The organism is Amycolatopsis sp. cmx-4-61 (assembly GCF_046548775.1).
In the GTDB taxonomy this organism is placed as follows: Bacteria; Actinomycetota; Actinomycetes; order Mycobacteriales; family Pseudonocardiaceae; genus Amycolatopsis.
In genome coordinates this window covers 304404-325931 of sequence record NZ_JAEBEI010000007.1, presented here as the reverse complement: position 1 = coordinate 325931, position 21528 = coordinate 304404, and the positions used below count along the sequence as shown (strand labels likewise).

Annotated in this window: 17 protein-coding genes; 11 read left to right on the top strand and 6 right to left on the bottom strand. The window is 70.2% G+C overall.

Annotated features, from left to right (window positions below):
* Nucleotides 1-174 precede the first annotated feature (174 nt).
* From ACLJOU_RS22465 to ACLJOU_RS22420, 10 genes are all read left to right on the top strand, one after another.
* On the top strand, nucleotides 175-1590 hold the full coding sequence (locus ACLJOU_RS22465; RefSeq protein WP_410569617.1) for an RNA polymerase subunit sigma-70: 1416 nt from the start codon (nucleotides 175-177) through the stop codon (nucleotides 1588-1590).
* Between the two features lie 94 nt (nucleotides 1591-1684).
* Entirely contained in the window at nucleotides 1685-2473 is a 789-nt protein-coding gene (locus ACLJOU_RS22460) for an SDR family NAD(P)-dependent oxidoreductase (protein WP_410569616.1), read from the top strand.
* Nucleotides 2474-2699: 226 nt separating this feature from the next.
* The gene (locus ACLJOU_RS22455; protein ID WP_410569615.1) at nucleotides 2700-3488 is read left to right on the top strand and encodes an SDR family NAD(P)-dependent oxidoreductase; all 789 of its coding nucleotides are present in this window, start codon (nucleotides 2700-2702) and stop codon (nucleotides 3486-3488) included.
* Nucleotides 3489-3729: 241 nt separating this feature from the next.
* Nucleotides 3730-5061, top strand: a complete 1332-nt coding sequence (locus ACLJOU_RS22450) for an FAD-dependent oxidoreductase (RefSeq protein WP_410569614.1) — start codon at nucleotides 3730-3732, stop codon at nucleotides 5059-5061.
* Nucleotides 5062-5174: 113 nt separating this feature from the next.
* The gene (locus tag ACLJOU_RS22445) at nucleotides 5175-6899 is read left to right on the top strand and encodes an amino acid adenylation domain-containing protein (RefSeq protein ID WP_410569613.1); all 1725 of its coding nucleotides are present in this window, start codon (nucleotides 5175-5177) and stop codon (nucleotides 6897-6899) included.
* An 11-nt stretch (nucleotides 6900-6910) separates the two neighbouring features.
* Nucleotides 6911-7117, top strand: a complete 207-nt coding sequence (locus tag ACLJOU_RS22440) for an MbtH family protein (protein WP_410569612.1) — start codon at nucleotides 6911-6913, stop codon at nucleotides 7115-7117.
* A gap of 47 nt (nucleotides 7118-7164) precedes the next feature.
* The gene (gene hppD / locus ACLJOU_RS22435; protein ID WP_410569611.1) at nucleotides 7165-8217 is read left to right on the top strand and encodes a 4-hydroxyphenylpyruvate dioxygenase; all 1053 of its coding nucleotides are present in this window, start codon (nucleotides 7165-7167) and stop codon (nucleotides 8215-8217) included.
* Nucleotides 8218-8246: 29 nt separating this feature from the next.
* Nucleotides 8247-9584, top strand: a complete 1338-nt coding sequence (locus tag ACLJOU_RS22430; RefSeq protein ID WP_410569610.1) for a condensation domain-containing protein — start codon at nucleotides 8247-8249, stop codon at nucleotides 9582-9584.
* Nucleotides 9585-9624: 40 nt separating this feature from the next.
* Complete coding sequence (locus ACLJOU_RS22425) at nucleotides 9625-10854, top strand: NAD(P)/FAD-dependent oxidoreductase (protein ID WP_410569609.1); 1230 nt, start codon at nucleotides 9625-9627, stop codon at nucleotides 10852-10854.
* A gap of 20 nt (nucleotides 10855-10874) precedes the next feature.
* Nucleotides 10875-11984: a hypothetical protein gene (locus ACLJOU_RS22420; protein WP_410569608.1), complete on the top strand. Its 1110-nt coding sequence runs from the start codon at nucleotides 10875-10877 to the stop codon at nucleotides 11982-11984.
* Nucleotides 11985-12395: 411 nt separating this feature from the next.
* On the opposite strand, the gene ACLJOU_RS22415 is transcribed toward ACLJOU_RS22420, so the two are convergent.
* From ACLJOU_RS22415 to ACLJOU_RS22405, 3 genes are all read right to left on the bottom strand, one after another.
* On the bottom strand, nucleotides 12396-13625 hold the full coding sequence (locus tag ACLJOU_RS22415) for a cytochrome P450 family protein (RefSeq protein ID WP_410569607.1): 1230 nt from the start codon (nucleotides 13623-13625) through the stop codon (nucleotides 12396-12398).
* A 139-nt stretch (nucleotides 13626-13764) separates the two neighbouring features.
* Nucleotides 13765-15273 carry a 4-hydroxyphenylacetate 3-hydroxylase family protein gene (locus tag ACLJOU_RS22410; protein ID WP_410569606.1) on the bottom strand — a complete coding sequence of 503 codons (1509 nt, stop codon included), beginning with the start codon at nucleotides 15271-15273 and terminating at the stop codon, nucleotides 13765-13767.
* Nucleotides 15274-15293: 20 nt separating this feature from the next.
* The gene (locus ACLJOU_RS22405; RefSeq protein WP_410569605.1) at nucleotides 15294-15962 is read right to left on the bottom strand and encodes an O-methyltransferase; all 669 of its coding nucleotides are present in this window, start codon (nucleotides 15960-15962) and stop codon (nucleotides 15294-15296) included.
* Between the two features lie 199 nt (nucleotides 15963-16161).
* Here ACLJOU_RS22405 and ACLJOU_RS22400 point away from each other — a divergent pair, with 199 nt between their 5' ends.
* A complete protein-coding gene (locus ACLJOU_RS22400) occupies nucleotides 16162-17616 on the top strand; it encodes a nucleotide disphospho-sugar-binding domain-containing protein (protein ID WP_410569604.1) in 1455 nt (484 codons plus the stop codon).
* Between the two features lie 134 nt (nucleotides 17617-17750).
* Here ACLJOU_RS22400 and ACLJOU_RS22395 read toward each other — a convergent pair whose 3' ends face one another.
* Genes ACLJOU_RS22395 through ACLJOU_RS22385 form a run of 3 tightly spaced genes read right to left on the bottom strand, consistent with a single transcriptional unit; the run spans nucleotide 17751 to nucleotide 21377 of the window.
* Nucleotides 17751-18971, bottom strand: coding sequence for a methyltransferase domain-containing protein (locus ACLJOU_RS22395; protein WP_410569603.1), 1221 nt, complete (start codon nucleotides 18969-18971; stop codon nucleotides 17751-17753).
* A 34-nt stretch (nucleotides 18972-19005) separates the two neighbouring features.
* Nucleotides 19006-19986 (bottom strand): NAD-dependent epimerase/dehydratase family protein, encoded by a 981-nt coding sequence (locus tag ACLJOU_RS22390; RefSeq protein ID WP_410569602.1) that lies wholly within the window; start codon nucleotides 19984-19986, stop codon nucleotides 19006-19008.
* The gene (locus ACLJOU_RS22385) at nucleotides 19983-21377 is read right to left on the bottom strand and encodes a nucleotide sugar dehydrogenase (RefSeq protein ID WP_410569601.1); all 1395 of its coding nucleotides are present in this window, start codon (nucleotides 21375-21377) and stop codon (nucleotides 19983-19985) included. Before ACLJOU_RS22385 ends, ACLJOU_RS22390 begins: the two co-directional genes overlap by 4 nt.
* Nucleotides 21378-21528: the final 151 nt, after the last annotated feature.

Sequence of the window (21528 nt, the reverse complement as noted above, 5' to 3'; positions counted from 1 at the left end):
TTGAGGGTGGCGGTGGGGGCATGGGAGGAGCAACGAAGGCCGCCTTGGGTGCGTGAGACGCACCGAAGGCCACCTTGGGTGCGTGAGACGCAACCAAGGCCGCCTTGGGGCGCTTGGGCCGGGCGCGCGGGGTGCCGTGGCGGGTCCGGCGCGCCCTGCGTAGATTCAAAGACCGTGACGGACGGCCGGTGTCCCAGCTGCGGCAAGCCCCTCCCCGAGCGGGCGGGCGGCCGTGGGCGCGTGTCCAAGTACTGCTCGCCCGCCTGCCGGCAGAAGGCCTACCGCGAGCGGCAGCAGCCGGGTGGCTACGCCGTGCCCGACCTCATCGCCGACATCGAGCGGCGCGTCCGCCGGCTCGCGCCGCAGCTGCCCGAGGTGTTCTACACCGACGTCACCGACCTCGCCTCGACCGTCGGCAGGCTGCGCCGGATCGCCCAGCTCGCCCGCGACGCCGCGGTCACCGAAAACGTCACGCCCGCCCGCGTGACGGAGAACCCGCCGGAAAACGTCACGCCCGCGGACGTGACGGAAGAAAACGTCACGGACGGCGCCGTGACGGAAACCGGCACCGGCGAGGACGGCGAGGTCACCGCCGCCGTCCGGGCCGGTGACGAATGGGACTTCGCCGGGCTCGTCGAGCCGTACCGGCACGAACTGCAGGTGCACTGCTACCGGATGGTCGGCTCCTACGACGACGCCGAGGACATGGTCCAGGAGACGTTCCTGCGCGCCTGGAACCGCCGGGACGCCTTCGAGGGCCGGTCGACCTTCCGCGCCTGGCTGTACCGCATCGCCACCAACGCCTGCCTCGACTTCCTGCGGCGCAACGAGCGCCGCCCGCAGCGGTACGAGCCCGTTCCGGGGATGGACAACGGCGCCACGGAACCACCCGTCCGGGTGACCTGGTTGCAGCCCTACCCGGACGCGCTGCTCGAGGACGTCGCGTCCACCGACGACGAGCCGGAGCGCGCCGCGGTGTCCCGCGAAACGATGGAGCTGGTCTTCCTGGCCGCGATCCAGCACCTGCCGCCGCGGCAGCGGGCCGTGCTGATCCTGCGTGACGTGCTCGGCTGGCCCGCCGCCGACACCGCCGAGCAGCTGGACATGAGCGTCGCGTCGGTCAACAGCGCCCTGCAGCGGGCCCGGCCCGCGCTGCGCCGCCACCTGCCCGAACGGCGCAGCGACTGGACCGTACCGACCCGCCCGACCAGCCAGGAGCGCGAGATCCTGCAGCGTTACATGGACGCGGCCGACCAGGCCGACGCCGCCGTCGTCGCCGAGCTGCTCAGCGAGGACGTCGTCCTGACGATGCCGCCGAACCCGTTCTGGTTCGTCGGCCGCGACGCGATGATGGCGTTCATCAAGCCTTCGATCGACCCGGCGTCGCCGCACTTCCAGGGCACCTGGAAGCACCTGCCGACCTTCGCGAACCGCCAGCCGGCCGCGGCGGGTTACCTGCGGCGGCCGGGCACCACCGTGTACCGGGCGCAGGTGCTGGACGTCCTGCGCATCGAGGACGGCAGGATCGTCGAGATCACCTCCTTCGAGCCCCACCTCTTCCCGGCCTTCGGCCTGCCGCTCACGCTTTAGCCCGATCCGGGCGATGAGTTCTCCGGCGGTCGTGCGTCTCAATGTCCGACAACGCGGGCAACACAGCACGCGAAGAGACGCGAAGGAGAGAGCGATGTCGCTCGAGAAGAAGAACGCGATCGTCTACGGCGCCGGCGGCTCGATCGGCGCGGCGGTGGCCAAGGCGTTCGCCGCCGACGGTGCGCACGTGTTCCTCGCCGGCCGCACCCTCGAGCCGCTGCAGGCCGTGGCGGACGAGATCGAGGCCGCCGGCGGGTCGGCGTCGGTGGACGTGCTCGACGCCCTCGACGAGTCGGCCGTCGAGGAGCACGCCAAGACCGTGGTGGTCGAGGGCGGCAGCCTGGACGTCTCGATCAACCTGATCACCCGCGGTGACGTGCAGGGCATCCCGCTGGTCGACATGAAGACCGAGGACTTCACCGGCCCGATCGTCACCGGCGTCACCACCAACTTCATCACCATGCGCGCCGCCGCCCGGCACATGGTGGAGCAGGGGTCCGGCGTGATCCTGGCGCTGGACAGCGGGTCCGCGCACGGCAGCCCGATGATGGGCGGCACCGGGTCCGCCGACGGCGCGATCGACACCCTGGTCCGCAACCTGGCCGCCGAGGTCGGCCCGAGCGGCGTGCGCGTCGCCGGCATCTGGACGGCGGGTCTGCCGGAGACGCTGTCGCCCGAGAAGCTGGCGGCGTTCAGCGGCGGGCCGAAGATGGACGACGCGGCGTTCCAGGGCCTGCTGCAGCACCTGGACGGCATGCGCATGACCAAGAAGTCGCCCACGCTCACCCAGGTGGCGCAGACCGCAGCGTTCCTGGCTTCCCCGGAAGCCGGTGCCATCACGGGCACGTTCGTCAACGTCACCAGCGGCATCTTCCCCAGCTGATCCGCCTTCCGGCGCAGGCGGTTCACCCCTACGAGGTAACGCCGGTACCGCCGAACGCAGTCAGTGAGCGCAACGCGGAAGATGCGGCCCGCCTCGCGAAGGCACAACGATGTGCTCGGATACCTCGCCTTGGTCCGCCGCCCGGCGGGGCGGGGCCGAGGCGATGGCTGGGGAGCCAGGCCACGCATGTGTGCACCGGCACACGTCGACGAGGAAAGGAAAGCTGATGTCCCTGGAGAACAAGAACGCCATCGTCTACGGGGCCGGTGGTTCCATCGGCCGTGAAGTGGCCAAGGCGTTCGCCGCGGCCGGGGCGCGCGTCTACTGCGCGGGGCGCACCCGCAAGAACCTCACGCCGGTGGTCAAGGAGATCACGAACGCCGGCGGCTGGGCGAAGGCCAACGTGGTCAACGCACTGAACGAGGCCGCGGTGGAGCGGCACGCCAAGTCGGTGGTGGCCGAGAGCGGCAGCCTGGACATCTCGATCAACCTGATCACCCGCGGCGACGTGCAGGGCACGCCCCTGGTCGACATGATCGCCGACGACGTGACCGGGCCGGTCCTCACCGGGCTGACCACGAACTTCCTGACGGCGCGGGCGGCCGCGCGGCACATGGTGGAGCAGGGGTCGGGGGTGATCCTCGGCCTGAACAGCGGGTCGGCCAACGGCAGCCCGATGATGGGCGGCACGGGCCCGGCCGACGCGGCGCTGGACACGCTGTTCCGCAACCTGGCGAACGAGATCGGGCCCGCGGGTGTCCGCGTGCTCGGCATCTGGACGGCGGGCCTGCCGGAGACGCTGTCGCCGGAGAAGCTGGCGGCGTTCAGCGGCGGCCCGGAGATGGACGACGAGGCGTTCCAGGGGCTGCTGGAGCACCTGGACGGGATGCGCATGACGAAGAAGTCCCCGACGCTGGCCCAGGTGGCGGCGACGGCGGCGTTCCTCGCCTCCGACCGGGCGGGCGCCATCACGGGCACGTTCGTGAACGTCACGAGCGGCACGTTCCCGAGCTGATCCCGGCCACGGACGGAAGGGGATCCCCGCGGACCGCGGGGATCCCCTTCGGCGTTTCCGGGTGTCTTGATCGGACTCGAGGGAATCGGCCCGGATTTCTTCCAACGTTCTCCCCGGCCCCGCGGGGCAAACCATGAGACGTCCACCGCCCGAGGAGGGTGTGAGGCTGACAGCAGGCCGCACCGCAGGAAGCCCTGCGTGATGGCCCGTCACGTACCTCTCACGCCAAGGAGGCCGGCACATGGCCGGACAGGTCGGAAGCGTCGCCGTGGTCCTCGGTGGCAGCATGGCCGGTAGCCTGGCGGCGCGGGTGCTGTCCGAGTCCTACGAGAGTGTCCTGGTCCTCGACCGCGACACCGTCCTCGGGGTGACGACGCCGCGCCGGGGCACACCGCACACCCGGCACGCGCACGGGCTGCACGCGCGGGGCCAGCGGATCCTCGAAGACTTCTTCCCCGGGTTCACCGCCGAGCTGCGCGCCGCCGGCGCGCCGGTCGGCGACCTCGGGGAAATGCGCTGGTACTTCAACGGCCTCCGCCTGCCCTACACCCACACGGGTCTCGTCTCGGTGACGCCGACGCGCCCGGTGCTGGAGAACCACGTCCGCACCCGCGTCGACGCGCTGCCGAACGTCACCTACCTGGAGCGGCACGACATCCTGGGCCTGGTGTCCACTTCGGACAACCAGCGCGTGATCGGCGTCCGGGTGCGCGACGAGGCCGGGGCCGAGAAGGTCCTGCGCGCCGACCTCGTGCTCGACGCCACCGGCCGCGGCTCGCGGACGCCCGCCTGGCTGGAGCAGCTCGGCTACGCGCGCCCCACCGAGGACCGCGTCAAGATCGGGCTGGCCTACACCACGCGGTTCTACCGTCGCCCGCCCGGCTCGTTCACCGACACCTGGTCGATCAACCCGGTCGCCTCGCCCGCCCACCCGCGCGGGGCCTTCTTCGGACTGTCCGATGAGGACACCTGCATCGTCTCGCTCACGGGGATCCTCGGCGACCACCCGCCGACCGATCCCGAGGGCTTCGTCGAGTTCGCGAAGTCGCTGCCGGTGCCGGACGTCTACGACGGCATCAAGGACGCCGAGCCGCTCGACGACCCGACCTCCTTCGGGTTCCCGGCGAGCGTGCGCCGCCGCTACGAGCACCTCGACCGCTTCCCGGCCGGCCTGCTGGTGCTCGGCGACGCGATCTGCAGCTTCAACCCGGTCTACGGCCAGGGCATGAGCGTCGCGGCCTGGGAGGCCTTCACCCTCCGCGAGCACCTGCGCGCCGGCGAGGTCGACCAGTACGCCTACTTCCGCGACATCGGCCAGGTCGTCGACGCGCCGTGGGCGGTGTCCGCCAGCGGTGACCTCGCCTTCCCCGATGTCGAAGGCGAGCGGACCCCGGAGATCGAGCAGGGCAACGCGTTCATGGGCCTGCTGCAGTACGCCGCGTCGAAGGACCAGGAGATCGTCAAGGCGTTCATGCGCGTGGCCGGCCTGATCGACCCGCCGACCGCGCTGATGGACGAGACGCTGGTCCAGCGCGTTCTCTCCTACCAGCCCGCCGAAGGCCAGGCCGCCTGATCCTCCTGCCCGGCAGGCAGCACAACCCCGCAGACACTCAGACGTGGATCACCCGCGCCCGTCGTCGGCGTCGGAACCGGCGCCGCAGGATTTCCAGGAATTGGAGTGTGATCATGTCCCGGTCCGTTCATGAGGCGTTCTCCGCGCAGGCCGCCCGAACCCCCGACGCGGTGGCCGTCTCCGGCTCGGACCGGACGCTGACGTACCGGGAGCTCGACGAGCGCGCCAACCGGCTCGCCCACCGGCTCGCCGGCCTGGGCGCCGGCCCGGACGTCCCGGTCGCCGTGCTGCTCGAGCGCAGCACCGACGTCGTCGTCACGTTCCTGGCCGCGCTCAAGGCCGGCTCGTTCTACCAGCCGATCCACTCGGCCTACCCGGCCGACCGGCGCCAGTGGATCGTCGACCACTCGAAGGCGACCATCCTCGTCACCGACGAGGCCTCGAAGGGCCTGGGCATCCCGTCGGTCGCCGACGTCGTGCTGGCGTCGGAAGACCTTTCGGACCAGCCGGTGACGGCCCCCGCGGTGACGCTGGACGAGAACGCCCCGGCGTACGTCATGTACACCTCGGGCTCGACGGGCGAGCCGAAGGGCGTGGCCGTGCGCCACACCGACGCGCTCGCGCTGGCCCTGGACTCCACCTGGGACACCGGCAACCACGAGCGGGTCCTGCTCATCGCGCCGCACGCGTTCAACGTCTCGACCTACGAGATCTGGGTTCCGCTGCTGCACGGCGGCACCGTGGTCGTCGCGCCCGAGGGCAAGCTCGACATCCCGACGCTCGGCTCGCTGCTGGCCGGGCACCGGATCACCGGTGTCCACCTGACGGCCGGGCTGTTCCGCGTCGTGGCCGAGGAGGCGCCGGAGAGCCTGGCGGGGGTCCGCGAGGTCCTGACCGGCGGTGACGTGATCGCGCCGACCGCGGTCGCCCGCGTGCTCGAGGTCAACCCGGGCCTGACCGTCCGCGCCATGTACGGAGCGACCGAAGGCACCGTCTTCAGCACCAACTCCGCGATCACCGCGCCCTACACGCCGGGCCCGGTGGTCCCGGTCGGGCGCGCGATGGACGGGGTCGAGCTGCACGTGCTCGACGAGCGGCTCGACCCGGTGCCCGACGGCACCGTCGGCGAGCTCTACTTCGGCGGCGTCGGCGTCGCCCTCGGCTACGCCGGCCGCCCGGACCTGACCGGCGAGCGCTTCGTCGCCAACCCGTTCGGCGAGCCGGGGTCCCGGATGTACCGCACCGGCGACCTCGTGCGCCGCACCCCGGCCGGGGAGATCGAGTTCGTCGGCCGCGCCACCGACCAGGTCAAGATCCTCGGCTTCCGCGTCGAGCTCGCCGAAATCGAGGCCGCCATCGCCGGGCACCCCGGTCTCGCCGACGTCGCCGTCGTCGCCCGCGAGGTCAAGGCCGGTGACGTCCGGCTGGTCGCCTACCTGGTCGCCGACTCCGGTGCCCCGGACACCGCCGCCATCCGCGAGCGCGTCCGTTCCCGGCTGCCGGAGTACATGCTGCCCGCCGCGTTCGTCGTCGTCGAGCGGCTGCCGCTGACGGCCAACGGCAAGCTCGACCGGGCCGCGCTGCCGCAGCCGGAGTTCGAAACCGCGGGCGCGTCCCGCGCGCCGAGCGGCCCCAAGGAGGAGGCGCTCTGCCGCGCGTTCTCCGCGGTCCTCGGCGTCGAAGAGGTCGGCGTCGACGACAGCTTCTTCGACCTGGGCGGTCACTCGCTGCTCGCGATGCGCCTGCTCAACCGGATCCGCGCCGAGCTGGGCGTGGAACTGAAGATCAACACGCTCTTCGACACGCCGACTGTGGCCGGCCTGGCCCAGCTGCTCTGAGGGAGACCGAAATGACGAACCCCTTCGACGACCCGGACAAGAACTACACCGTCCTGGTGAACGCCGCGGGCGAGCACTCCCTGTGGGTCTCCGGCATCCCGGTGCCGGCCGGCTGGGAGGTCACGTACGGCCCGCGCGGGCGCCAGGCCTGCCTGGACCACATCGCCGAGAACTGGCGTGACCTGCGGCCCAACCCGGCCGCCCGCCGCGCCGCCTGACCCCCGGACGCCGCCCACCGCGCTCATCCCAGGAAAGAAGGTTTTCCATGGTCACCCCGAACCCGTCGGCCCTCGACGGTCTCGAGCTGGACTACGTCCGTTTCTACGTCGGCAGCCTCGACACGGCGCGGGACTGGCTGGTGCGCGGATACGGCCTCGGTGAACGGCCGCTGGGCGACTCCGGCCCGGACTGGGCGACCGTGCGCTCGGTCGAGATCGGTGCCAACGACATCCGGTTCGTCTTCAGCGAGCCGCTCGTCGACGACCACCCCGGCACCGCCTACGTCGACCGCCACGGCGACGGCGTCTCGGACATCGCCCTGCGCGTCACCGACGCGAAGGCGGCGTTCGAAGAGGCCGTCGCCCGCGGGGCGCGCCCCGTCGCCGGGCCGTCCCGCGCCGGCCACGTCGTCACGGCCAGCATCATGGGCTTCGGCGACACCCTGCACACCTTCGTCGAGTACCCGGAGGGCCGGCCCGCGCCGATCGCGGTGAACGCCGAGGAACCCGGTGCACTGCTGGAGATCGACCACTTCGCGGTGTGCGTGGAACACGGTCACCTCGACGCCACGGTCGACTTCTACCGGGACGTGCTGGGCTTCGAGCTGATCTTCGCCGAGACGATCGCGGTCGGCTCGCAGGCGATGACCACGAAGGTCGTGCAGAGCAAGTCCGGCAGCGTGACCTTCACGCTCATCGAGCCGGACACCTCGAAGGAGCCCGGGCACATCGACGACTTCCTCAAGGACCACGGCGGCGCGGGCGTGCAGCACATCGCCTTCACCAGCAACGGGATCATCGAGGCGGTCGACGTGCTGCGCGACCGGGGCGTCGAGTTCATGGGCACCCCCGCCTCCTACTACGCGGACCTGCTGGAGCGCGTGGTGCCGGAGCAGTACTCGGTGCCGGACCTGCGCAAGCAGCAGGTGCTCGTCGACGAGGACCACGACGGCCAGCTGTACCAGATCTTCGCGCGCTCGGTGCACCCGCGGAACACCATCTTCCTCGAGCTGATCGAACGGCTCGGCGCGCGGGGCTTCGGCAGCGGCAACATCACCGCGCTGTACCAGGCCGCCGAGCGCCAGCGCGACCACCACTGAAGTCCGTCCGGGCAGGAAAGGGAATCCCGATGAGCCGCTACCCGTTGTCGGCCAACCTCGGTCTGCTGTGCATCTTCGACAAGGGCGAGACGGACGGCGCGTTCGGGCCCCGGCACCTGGTGATCCACGGCTGGCGGGTGCGCGGCGAGCTGGACCCGGACACGCTGCGCGGCGCGTTGGACGACGTCGTCGAGCGGCACGAGATCCTCCGCACGGAGATCGTCCGCGAAGGCGGCGAGCAGTACCAGCGCGTCCACCCGCCGTGCTCGCCGGAACTCGTCCTGCACGACCTGACCGACGACGGCCGCCCGCGCGACGAGCAGGTCGACGAGTTCATCAATTCGGTCGAGGCGGGCCGGCTGGGCGCCGACGAGCTGCCGCACCTGCGCGCCGAGCTGGGCCGCTTCGACGACCGGGACGGGGTGCTGGTGCTGATCGTGCACCACACCGCCGGCGACGGCTGGTCGCTGCACGTGCTGATCCACGACCTGGCGGTCAGCTACGCCCGGCGCCGCGGGCTCGAGGTGCCCGCGCTGCCGGAGCCGCGCCAGTACGGGGAGTTCTCCGTCTGGCAGATCGGCGACCTGGCCGGGGAGCAGGCGCAGGCGTCGCGCGAGTACTGGGGCGGGAAACTGCGCGGCGGCCGGATGCTCGACATCAAGGCCGACCGCACCCTCGCCCCGGACACCCCGGCGGTCTACGCGGTGGAGCGGTTCCTGCTCGACGCCGAGCTCACCCGCGGCACGACGGAGCTGGCGCGGGTGATGCACTGCTCGCCGTTCATGGTGCTGCTGGCCGCCTACAACGCGCTGCTGGCGCGGATGTCCGGTGCCACCGACCTGGTCGTGCCGATCATCACCTCCGGCCGCGCCGACCAGTCGCACTACGAGACCATCGGCCCGTTCTTCAACCTGGTCCCGCTGCGGACCGACATCGACGGCTGCCGCACCTTTTCCGAGCTGCTGCTGCGGATCCGGGCCACCTGCCTGGAGGCCTACGCGCACGAGCTGCCCTTCAGCGAGGTCGTCGCGCAGGCGCCGGAGATCAACAAGACCTACGAGCGGGACGACAACGCCGTCTGCGCCATCCAGGTCCTGCAGTTCCCCGGCATGACCGAGGCGGAGACCATCGGCGACGTCGAGTACGCCGAGGTCCGCCGGCGCACCAAGTCCTGCCAGGACACCTCGGACATCCCCAACGGCGTGCTGTGGGCGCTGGACATCCTCGGCGACGGCGAGATCGCCGGCACCTCGCGGTACAACACCGAGCAGTTCGACCGCGAGACGATGGTCCGGATGATCGACGACTACCGCGGCATCCTGGCCTCCGGCCTGGCCGACCCGAACCGTCCATTGTGGGCACTCTGACTTCCAGCAGCAGCGGCCGATACCGAGGAGGAACGCGCACATGAGCGCAAGCGAGGAAACGTACGACGTCGTGGTCGTCGGCGGTGGACCCGGCGGCGCGGCGACGGCCGGGCTGCTGGCCGGCATGGGTCACAAGGTGCTGGTCCTGGAGCGCGAGAAGTTCCCGCGCTACCACATCGGCGAGTCCCTGATCACCGGCGCGCTGCCCACCCTGGACGACCTGGGCCTGATCAAGCGCCTGGACGCCATGGGCTTCACGAAGAAGTACGGCGGCACGCTGCTGTGGGGCAAGAACCAGGGGACCTGGGGCTTCCGGTTCACCGAGTCGGCGCTCTACGACTACGCCTACCAGGTGCGCCGCGCCGACTTCGACGCCCTGGTCCTGGGCCGGGCCCGTGAACTGGGCGCGAAGGTGCTCGAAGAGGTCACCGTCCGCGAGCCGATCTTCGACGGCGAGCGCATGGTCGGCGTCACCTACGCGGAGAAGGGCAGTAAGGAGACGAAGGAAGCGCACGCGACGTTCGTCATCGACGCCACCGGCCAGAACCACATCCTGGCCAAGCACTTCGACTCCGTCGTCTGGCACGACGACCTGCGCAACATCGCCACCTGGACGTACTGGCAGGGCTGCAACCTCTACAGCGGCACCAAGGCCGGCGACATCATCTCGGAGAACCGCCCGACCGGCTGGTTCTGGTTCATCCCGCTGCACGACGGCACGGTCAGCGTCGGCTACGTGACGCCGCTGGAGGAGTACCAGAAGTCGGGCAAGTCGCTGGAGGAGCTGTACTTCGACGAGCTCGGCAAGACCGAAGAGGTCAGCACCCTGGTCAAGGGCGCGACCCGGGCGAGCGGGTTCCGCAACATCAAGGACTGGTCCTACACCGCCGAACGCTTCCACGGCCCGGGCTGGGCGCTGGTCGGTGACGCCGCCGCGTTCGTCGACCCGCTGCTGTCCACCGGCGTCACGCTGGCGCTGCGCGGGGCGCGGGCGCTGGCCGACGCGATCGACGGCGTGCTGCGGGACCCGTCGGCCGAGGACGAGCTGCTCGGCCTGTACGAGGAGAGCTACCGCACCTTCCTCGACTCCGTGCTGGACTTCGTGCGGTTCTTCTACGACCGCACGAAGAACAAGGAGGACTACTGGGACAAGGCCCAGGAGCAGATCGACCCGCAGAAGCTGCGGCCGCGCGAGACGGACTTCGCGACCATGCTCTCCGGCTTGACCGGGATCAACGACATCTTCCAGCAGCGCCGGCGCGCGGCGTAGCGCCTCGAAAGGGCACGAAAATGAGCGAACACGAGATCCTCGCACCGCAGGGGAAGGGGCTGACCTACCGCGGGGTCGCCTACGACTGCGGGTCCAACCACGAGACCGGTCAGGGCCACAACTCGCGCATGGTGTGGAACGAAGACATCATGCGGTCCGAGATCGACTCGATCGCCGACGGCCTCAAGGCCAACTCGGTGACGATCTACGGCACGCTGTTCGACCGCCTCGAGGCCACGACGGCGCACGCGGTCGAGCGCGGCCTGCACGTCTGGCTGCAGCCGCGCCTGATGGACGGCGAGCAGCCGGACGTGCTGGACCACATCGCCGAGACCGCGCGCCTCGGCGAGAAGTTCCGCCGGCAGGGCGCGGACATCCACGTCAGCGTCGGGTGCACGCACGCGATCCAGACCATGGGGATCATGCCGGGCGAGTTCTACCACAACCGGATGGGCAACGCCTTCCCCGACTCCGACCACCACTTCCTGCGCCCGGTCGGCCCGATCGACCACGACGACGTCGAGCTGAAGCTCAACGCGTTCCTGGGCCAGGCGGCGAAGGTCGCGCGGGCGAACTTCGACGGGGGCATCACCTACTCGGCGGGCTCGTTCGAGCGGGTCGACTGGACGCCGTTCGACTACATCGGCATCACCGACTACTACCACCCGAAGCCGAGCCGCGAGGCGTACATCGCCGAGCTGAACTCGTACCGCAAGTGGGACAAGCCGATCATGATCGCCGAGTACGGCACGTTCACGTACGCGGGCGCGTCGGAGAAGGGCCTGCTGGGCTTCGACATCGTGGACCGCACGGTCGAGCCGCCCCGGGTGTTCGACGGCTTCCGCCGCGACGAGCAGGCCCAGGCCGACTTCCACCTGGACCGGCTGCGCCTGTACGACGAGCTCGGCATCTACAGCGTCGCGGTGACGGAGTTCGTCCACCCGACGCACCCGCACTCCGAGGACCCGCAGTGGGACCTCGACACGGCGAGCATGACGATCACGAAGACGATCCGCGACGACTACTTCGACCACTTCTCGACCTACCGGATCGAGCCGAAGGAGTCGTACAAGGCGATCGCCCGCTACTACGCGGCGGTCACCGAGCGCGAGCGCCGCACCGCGGCCTGACGACCTGGGGGCGCCCCGAGCCGCCTCGCACCGACGGGTGCGAGGCGGCTTTTCTCCGTACACCCAAGGCGGCCTTGGTTGCGTCTGGCGCACCGAAGGCCACTTTGGTTGCGTCTCACGCACCGAAGGCGGCCTTGGTTGCGTCTGGCGCACCGAAGGCCACTTTGGTTGCGTCTCACGCACCGAAGGCCGCCTTGGGTGCGTCTGACGCACCGAAGGCCGCCTTGGGGCGCTCGGGATGGGGGCAGCGGTGGCGGGGGAGTTCCGCCGGGGCAAGCCCGCAGCGCCAGCCGCGGGCCGCCCGCGGGAGACGTGAACCGCGGGAGACGTGAACCGCGGGAGACGTGAACCGCCGGAGACGCGAAAGAGCCCCGGGCCGGTGAAGCCGGCCCGGGGCTCGAGCGAGCCGCCCTACGCGGCCGCCGCGGCGGAGGTTTCCGTCAGGCGGATGGGCAGCTCGTTGAGGCGGTGCACGAAGTAGCTGGGCTTCCAGCCGAGGCTCGACTCCGGGATCGCCAGCTGGATGTCCGAGAACTTCGCCAGCAGGCTCTTGAAGAAGATCTCGCCCTCCAGCCGGGCCAGCGGGGCGCCCAGGCAGAAGTGGATGCCGTGGCTGAAGGCCAGGTGCGGCGTCTGGCGCTCGAGGTCGAACTTGCCCGGCTCCGGGAAGTCACGCGCGTCGTAGTTCGTCGCGGTCAGCGAGATGGCCACGTGCTCGCCCGGCTGGACCGTGACGTCGCCGATCGTGACCTCCGCCTTGGCGAAGTGGTAGGTCACCGTGACCACCGGCGGGTCGACCCGCAGGATCTCCTCGATGGCCTTCGGCACCAGGTCCGGGTTCGCCCGCAGCTTGGCCAGCTGCTCGGGGTTGCGCAGCAGCGCGAGGATGCCGTTGGCGATCATGTTGACCGCCGTCTCGACCGAGCCGATCAGCATCAGGAAGATGTTGGACCGCAGCTCGATGTCCGACAGCGTCGCGTTGCCCTCCTGGCCCGACAAGATGGCCGAGATCATGTCCTCGCCCGCGGTTTCCTTGCGCTGCGCGATGAGCTTCGTCAGGTAGTCGTCGAACCAGCGGCCGGCCTGGAAGATGTCGTTCTGGTCGGTCACCTCGCCGAGGCCGGTGACGATCCCGCAGTACTCGCGGAACTCCGCGCGGTCGGACATCGGGACACCGAACCACTCGCAGATGACCTCGTTGGGCAGCGGGATGGCGAGGTCTTCGACGACCTCCGCGGTTCCGGCGGCGGCCACCGCGGCGAGCAGCCGGTCGGTGATCTCCTGCACCCGCGGGCGCAGGTTCTCCATGTACCGCGGGGTGAACGCCTGCGAAACCAGCTTCTTCATCCGGGTGTGGTCCGGCCGGTCGTTGAACACCATGGAGTGGCGGAAGAAGTCGTCGTTGTACAGGGCCAGGTACGGCTTCAGCGTCGGGTCGGCGACCTTGTCGCTGCGGGCCAGGCGCGGGTCCGACAGGGCGCGCCGCGCTTCGCGGTAGCCGGTCACCAGCCAGGCCGGCATGCCGTCTGGCATCGACACCTTGTGGATCGGGCGGTCGGTGCCGAGCTTGGCCAGCAGCTTCGGCGGGTCGGTCAGTTCCGTGGCCTCGAGCGGCACGCGCGGGGCGTCTTCTGCGGACATCAGTCACTCCTCAAAGGTTTTCGGCCGAACCCCGCAGCACCCCAGGACCGCCGCGGTCGCCGTTGCTCGTTCCCCGGCTTCATCTTCGCCGCGGCACCGCCCGCGGACACCTCGCGTCTTGCCCAGTGCCGCGGGGAGCTCACCGGGTCAGGTCGGGAACGGTCCAGCCGTCCAGGTCGTATTCGTTCAGGCACGTGTCGACGAACCGCTTGTAGTCGTCGACGTCCCCCGAGGCGACCTGCCCGAACAGCAGCTCGATGCGGGTGTTCTCGTGGCTGCCGGCGTAGTTGCGCTCGTAGAGCTCGTGCCGGCCGCCGAACTCCGTGCCCACGGCGTCCCAGAGCAGCTTCATCACCTTGACGCGTGTCTCGGCGCCGATGCCGTTCGAACCGCGGACGTAGGTGTCCAGGTAGCCGCGGATCTCCGGGTTCTTGAAGTCTTCGGCGCTGGAGTTGATGTAGATCAACGCGCTGGCGACGTCCTGCAGCACGATCTCGCGGATGCGGGCGTAGCCGACCTGCGTGAACCAGCGGTAGGCCAGGCCGTACGCCGGGTTCGGCAGCAGGGCGCCGTCGCGCCACGGCACGGGGTTGCGCGCCGCGGCGTCCGACAGCCCCCAGAACAGGTTGCGCCAGGCCAGCACCTCGCCGAGGCGGGTCTGCACACCGCGGAAGTCCTCGGTGCCGGTGATCTCCAGCGCCTTGGCGATCAGGCCCGCGATGAACTCCAGCTTCACCGCCAGCCGGGTGCAGCCCTGGAACGTCGACCGCTCGATGAACCCCGACTGCCCGGTGAAGGTCTGGACCTTGCCGATGTCCCCGTAGATGAAAACGTTCTCCCACGGGATGAGGACCTTGTCCAGCACCAGGATCGTGTCGTTCTCGTCCAGCCGCGACGAGAGCGGGTAGTCGAACGGCGAGCCGATCGTGTTGGCCATCGACGTGTAGGACGGACGGCAGATCAGCTTCATCCCCTTGGCGTCCATGGGGATGGTGGCCACGAGCGCGAACTCGCGCTTCTTGATCGGCAGCCCGTAGTGCGCGATGAAGTTGTAGTGCGTCAGCGCGGAGCCGGTCGCGACGACCTTCGCGCCGCTGACCACCAGCCCGGCGTCGGTTTCCTTCTCCACGTGGACGAACACGTCACGGACCTCGTCCGGCGACCGCTTGCGGTCCACCGGCGGGTGGACCAGTGCGTGGTTCCAGTAGAGGACCTTTTCCTGCGACTCGCGGTACCAGCGCTTGGCGTTCTCCTCGAACGGCGCGTAGAACTCGGCGTTCGCACCGAGCGTGCCGAGGAACGACGCCTTGTAGTCCGGGCTGCGGCCCATCCAGCCGTAGCTCATCCGCGCCCACGCGGCGATCGCCTGCTGGTCGGCCACCAGGTCCTCGACGCTGTGCGGGGCGCGGAAGAACCGGTGGGTGTAGCCGCCGCTGCCGGTGTCGGTCGACGTGGTGAGGACGTCCCGGTGCTTCGGGTCGTGCAGGGCGTCGTACAGCCGCGCGGTCATCCGGATCGGGTTGCGGAACGCCACGTGCTCGGTGACGTCCTTGACGCGCTCGCCGTTGATGAAGACCACGCGGTCGTCACGCAGGCTCTCGATGTACTCCGCACCGGTCAGCGGCCGGGCCGGTCGGCTGTCGTTCATGGCCACTTCCCCTTGTCCGTTCACTTCTTGAGCGCGAGCGTGACGCCGTCGGCGATCGGCAGCATCACGGTGTCGAACCGCTCGTCGACGGCGAGCTTGGCGTTGACGCCGGCGACGACTTCGGCGGCGTAGCGGGGGAGGTCCTCTTCGACGTCTTCCGGCGCCGCGACCGTTCCGTGCAGCAGCGTGTTGTCCAGGATGAGCAGGCCGCCCGGGCGCAGCATCGGCGCGACGGCGTCGACGTAGTACGGGTACGACGTCTTGTCCGCGTCGATGAACACCAGGTCCGCTTCGCCTTCGCCGACCAGGCCGGGCAGGGTCTTGCGGCCGGGGCCGAGCTTGAACTCGATCCGGTCGGCGACGCCGGCCAGCTCCCAGTGCTTGCGGGCGATGCCGACCCAGTCCTCGGTGACGTCACAGGTGATCACCTTGCCGCCGGGCGCGAGCCCGCGCGCGAAGGCCAGCGAGGACAGTCCGGTGAACGTCCCGACGTCGATCACGGTCTTCGGCGCGACCAGCTTCGCGATCAGGTGCAGGAAACCGGCCTGCTCGATCGGCGTCAGCATCTCCGCCAGTTCACCGACCTTCGCGGTGTCCTCGATCAGGCTGCTCACCACCGCGTCCGGTTGCGTGCACGAACTGACCACGTAGGCGATCGTCTTTTCGTCCAGGAAACTGAACGTACTCATGCGTCCTCCACGACGGCGCGCGATCCCGGCCGGATTCCGGTGGGCAAAGGCCAGTATCGGCCGGGTGCGAAAACCGTTGCGTCTCCTCGTTTGCACTGCCCGGCGGGCCTCAGCACTGCGGGAGATGCGCCTGTTCGGCCGCGCCGACGATCCTGGCCTTTGCCGACGACGACACCACCTCCGGAGTCGAGGAGATTCGATGCGAGTCCTTTTCACCGTCTACCCGAACTCACTGGCGCACCTCTACCCGGTGGTACCGCTGGCGTGGGCGCTGCAGAGCGCGGGGCACGAAGTCCGCGTGGCCGCGCACCACAGCGCAGCGGAGATGATCATCAAGACGGGCCTCACGCCGGTCCAGCTCGGTGACCCCGACCAGCGGCCGGTGCGCCTCACCGACGACTGCGCCCCGCCGCACCACCAGGACCTCGTCAACCGCTACGCGGACGTGATGGGCCTGTCGCCCGAGGGCCGCGAGCACTGGATCGTGTTCTACCAGTGGCTGCTGCAGCCGACGTCGGACTACGTGCGGCTGGACCGCCAGGAGGCCGAGGACCTGATCGAGTTCGCCAAGGTGTGGCAGCCCGACCTGATCTCGTGGGACGCCACCATCCCGGCCAGCGCCGTCGCGGCGAAGGTCTGCGGCGCGGCGCACACGCGGCTGCTGATCGGGCACGACATGTTCGCCTGGTCGCTGGACCGGCTGGCCGAGAACAAGGACGCCCTCGTGGCCGCCGGGCTCGACCCGAACCCGCTCGCCACGCTGATCCGCCCGCTGGCCCAGAAGTACGGCTTCGAGGTCGACGACGAGCTGCTGGTCGGCAACTTCAGCATCGAGACGATGCTGGAAGGCCTGCGGCTGCCGACGAGCACGAAGAAGCTGCCGATGCGGCACGTGCCCTACGTCGACCCCGAGGTGCTGCCGAAGTGGCTGTACCAGCGCCCCGAACTGACCCGCTGTGAGTGCTGCGGCCGCAAGAACCGCCGCCGCGTGGCGCTTTCGCTCGGCGAGTCGACGCGCCGGTTCATCAAGGGCGACTGGGACCGCGCCCCGAAGATCATCAAGGCCCTCGGCCAGCTGGACGACCTCGAGATCGTGGCGACGCTGGACAAGGCGCAGCTGGTCGACGTCGAGGAGATCCCGCCGAACGTGAAGGTCATCGACTGGGTCAACCTGCCGCACCTGCTGCCGACCTGCTCGGCGCTGATCCACCACGGCGGCATCGGCACGTACTCCTCGGCGGTGGCGAACAAGGTCCCGCAGCTGGTCTGCGACGTCGAGGGCGTGTCCCTGCTGATGCGCCTGGTCGAAGACGGCGGTGACGTCCACAAGCCGGGCACCTACCGCGTCGGCTGGGAGTTCGACGAGCGCGAAGAGGGCGCGCCCGACGCGGCGACCGCCCACTGGGAGCTGCCGGCGAAGAAGGTCGAGTCCACGGTGGTCTCGGACTTCGTCATCTCGACCGGCGCGGGCGTCCGCCTCGACCACCGCGCCAAGACGGTCGAGGAGATCCGCGACCTGGTCTGGGCGGTCGCCACGGACCAGCGCTACCAGCACGCGGCCCAGGCCCTGCACGACGACTGGCTGGCGATGCCGAGCCCCAGCGACGTCATCCCGGACCTGGAGAAGCTGGTCGTCCAGCACCGCCGTCGCTGAGCCTCCCCGGCAAGCCGCCGTCTCGCCCCTCCGGCGAGGCGGCGGCTTTTCGCTGTCGACCTGTCGACTGTGCCTGACACGACGCCAAAGGCCCCGCCGAGCGAACTCGGCGGGGCCTGGTGCTTCGCGACGGGTCAGAGCACCTCGACCTCGGGGACGAACCGGATCCACTTGCCACCCGCGGCGCGGAAACCCTGCTCTTTCGCCATGATCTCGGTGGCGTGGTTCCACGCGAACAGCACCGCGTAGTCCGGGTAGGCGTCGGAGAACGCCGACGGCGGCTTCACCGGCAGGTGCGAGCCCGGCAGCAGGTGGCCCTGCTTGCCCGGCGTCGAGTCGACGACGAACGGGATCAGGTCCGTCGAGATGCCGCAGTACGTCGTCACCGTCGAGCTCTTGCCCGGCGCGCCGTAGCCGACCACGGTCTTGCCCTGGTCGCGCAGGTGCGTCAGCAGCCCCACGAGGTCGTCGCGGATCCGCTCGACGTTGCGGCCGAACCGCGCGAACGTCAGCGGCTCCGAGAGCTTGCCGGCCTCCTCCTCGGCGAGCAGCGCGTCGAGCGAGGCCGACGGCGTGCGCGCGCCGGGACGGGCGATCGTGTAGCGGACTTCGCCGCCGTGCATGTCGATGTGCTCGGCGTGCACCAGCTCGAAGCCGAAGCGCTCGGCCATCGCGCGCACCGATCCGGCGCTGAAGTAGAACACGTGCTCGTCGTAGATCTGGTCGAACGCCATGCCCTCGATGATCGTGGCGAGGTACGGCTCTTCGAACACGAAGATGCCGTTCTCGGACAGCAGCGCGTCGATCCCGCGGAACAGCGATTCCACGTGCGCGATGTGGCAGATCGTGTTGGCGCCGAAGATGACGTCGGCGGCGCCGTGCGCGCCGCGGACGGCGGCCGCGGTCTCCGCGTCGAAGAACGCCGAGAGCACCTGGACCCCCTTGGCGCGGGCGAGGTCCGCGACGTTCCCGGACGGCTCGACGCCGAGGTGGCGGACGCCGGCCTCGGCGATCGTGGACAGCATCACGCCGTCGTTGCAGCCGATCTCGACGATGAACGGGTCCGGCCCGGTCAGCTCGTTGGCCAGGAACCACTCGGCGTCGGTGCGGAAGTGGTTGCGGTGCCCGGCGGAGCCGGAGGCCTGGTACCGGTAGCCGGCGTGGTAGCGCAGCTCCTGCGGCACCTCCTCCACCAGCTGCACCATCGTGCAGTCCTCGCACGCCCCGACCGCGAGCCGGAAGCGGAACTCGTGCTCGACCTCGTGCGGGAGCAGGAAGCCGTTCGCCGTCGGCTGGTCACCGAGGTCGACGAATTCGGCCACGCGGCCGCCGCACACCCGACACTTCGTACCCATGGATCGGCCCTCACTGTTGGTGGTCATCGAATCCTCACTCCGCGCCCTTGTCGTCCTGCGCCAACCACCAGTCTGCGCCGCGCGCCCACTCGACGGTCTTGATCAGCCCGTCGCGCAACGTCGTTTCCGGGCGCCAGCCGAGGATTTCGGCCGCCTTGGCGTTGTTCGGCACCCGCCGCGGCAGGTCCTGGTAGGACGCGCCGAGCTTGACACCCGTGTCGACGTCGAGGATCTCGGTCGCCCCGGTGAGCTCCCCGACCAGCCGGACCACTTCGCCGACGGTGGTCTCGACCATGCTGCCGATGTTGAACGCCTGCCCGGACGAGCCCGGGTGGTCGGCGGCGCGCAGCGTGCCTTCGATCGCGTCGTCGACGTAGGTGAAGCAGCGGGTCTGCCGGCCCTCGTCGTAGACGACGAGCGACCGCCGGTTGAGCGCGCGGTGGATCGACCGGCTCACGATGTAGGCGGGCCGCTGCCGCGGGCCGTAGACGTTGAAGTAACGCACGATCGTCGCCTCGAGCCCGTGCTGGCGCGCGAAGGCGAACGTCAGGTGCTCGGCCAGCGCCTTGCTGGAGGAATAGGACCACCGGTCGTGCGACGTGCCACCGAGCACGCGGTCGCCGTCCTCGTCCCACGGCACCGCGGGGTTCTTGCCGAAGACCTCGCTGGTGCTGGCCAGCACGACCTTCGCGCCCGCTTCGAGCGCGAGGTCGAGCACGGACCGCGTCGCGGCGTAGTTGATGTCGATGACGTCGAGCGGACGCGCCAGGTACTGGTCGACCCCGACGACGGCGGCCAGGTGGTAGACGACGTCGACGTCGGGCTGGATCGCCTCGGCCAGCTTCGCGGTGTCGCGCAGGTCGCCGGTCACGTACCGGACGCCCTCGACCGGGACGCGCGGCGGCACGACGTCGAGGACGGTCACCCGGTCACCGCGGTCGAGGAGCCGCTCGACCAGGTGCGACCCGACGAAGCCGGAGCCGCCGGTGACGACGGCGTGCTGGGGGTTGCTCATCGGTCGGTCTCCGTCCCGGTCGGCGTGCCCGGGATGGCGTCACCGCGGCCGACGCCGCGGTAGACGTATCCGGCGGCGCGCAGCGCGGCGATCTTTTCCTTGGGGTAGTAGGCGCGGCCGTCGAGGACCAGGCAGTTCGGGGCGACGGGCAGCGCGGCGAAGTCGATGTCGTGGAAGTCGCGGTGGAAGGCCAGGACAGCGAGGCAGTCCGCGTCGCGCACGGCTTCTTCGAGGCTCGCGGCCGGCCGGACACCGAACAGCTTCTCGGCCGCGTCCGGGTCGACCAGCGGGTCGTACACGGACACGACGAGTCCCGCCTTGGCGAGCGTCTTCACCGCGCCGACGGTCGGGGTGGCCCGCAGGTCGCCGGTGTCGTTCTTGAACGCCAGGCCGAGCACGGCGACCTTGCTGCCGGTGGGGTTCTTGCCCTGGCGCACCAGCTCGTCGATCGCCAGCTGCGCGGTGTACTCCGGCATCCCGGCGTTGACCTCCCGGCCGGCGGGCGCGGTCCGGATGGACAGGCCGCGGCGCTCGGCCGAGCGCCACACCATCCACGGGTCCTTGGTCAGGCAGGAGCCGCCGACGCCGACGCTGGGCAGCAGGATGTTGACGTTGCCCGTGCCCTTGGGGATCGTGTTCGCCGCGGTGATCACGTCGAGCACGTCGACGCCGTAGAGCGCGCAGAACATGGCGAGCTCGTTGGCCAGTGCGATGTTCAGGTCGATCCACCAGTTGCTCGCCAGCTTGACGATCTCCGCCGCCTCCAGCGAGTCCCGCGGGATGACCTCGACGCCGAGCGCGCGGCGCCAGAACGCCTCCGCCGCAGCCTCGCTCTCCGCGCCGAGGCCGCCGGCCACGATCGGGAAGGTCCGCAGCTCACGCAGGGCGGTGCCCTCGGCGAGCCGCTCCGGGGTGAACGCCAGGCCGAAGTCGACGCCGCCGAGCAGGCCGCTCTCCTCTTCGAGCAGCGACAGCACGATGCCGCGGGTGGTGCCCGGCGGCACGGTGCTCTTGAGGACGACCAGCTGTCCCGGCCGCAGGTGCTCGCCGAGCGCCCGGCAGGCGCCGCGCAGCTGCTCCTCGGCCAGGGAACCGTCTTCGCGCACCGGGGTGCCGACCGCGATCAGGATGACGTCGGCCTCGGCCGCCTCGGCGATGTCCGTGGTGACGCGCAGGTTCCCGTCGGCGAGACCGCGGAAGATCAGTTCGGCGAGCCCCTCTTCGGCGAACCGGCAGTGGCCGCGCGCCAGCTCGTCCACCAGGCGTGGGTCGGTGTCGACGCCGACGACGTCGAACCCGCGATCGGCCAGCGTCGCGGCGATGCACGAACCGACGTAGCCGAAACCGATCACCGCCACTCGGAACCGGTCTTGGTCGGGCAGAAAACGCATTCGCGTCTCCAATCGGGTGATACTGCCTCCGGGACCGGCGCACGGGCCGGGTCCTGCACGAACTCGTCGGGGGCGAACGCGCGCCGACCGCGGATCTCCCCGCCGACCATGGTCGCCGCGCCGCGCCGCGGGTCGCGTCTCCTCTGTTGCT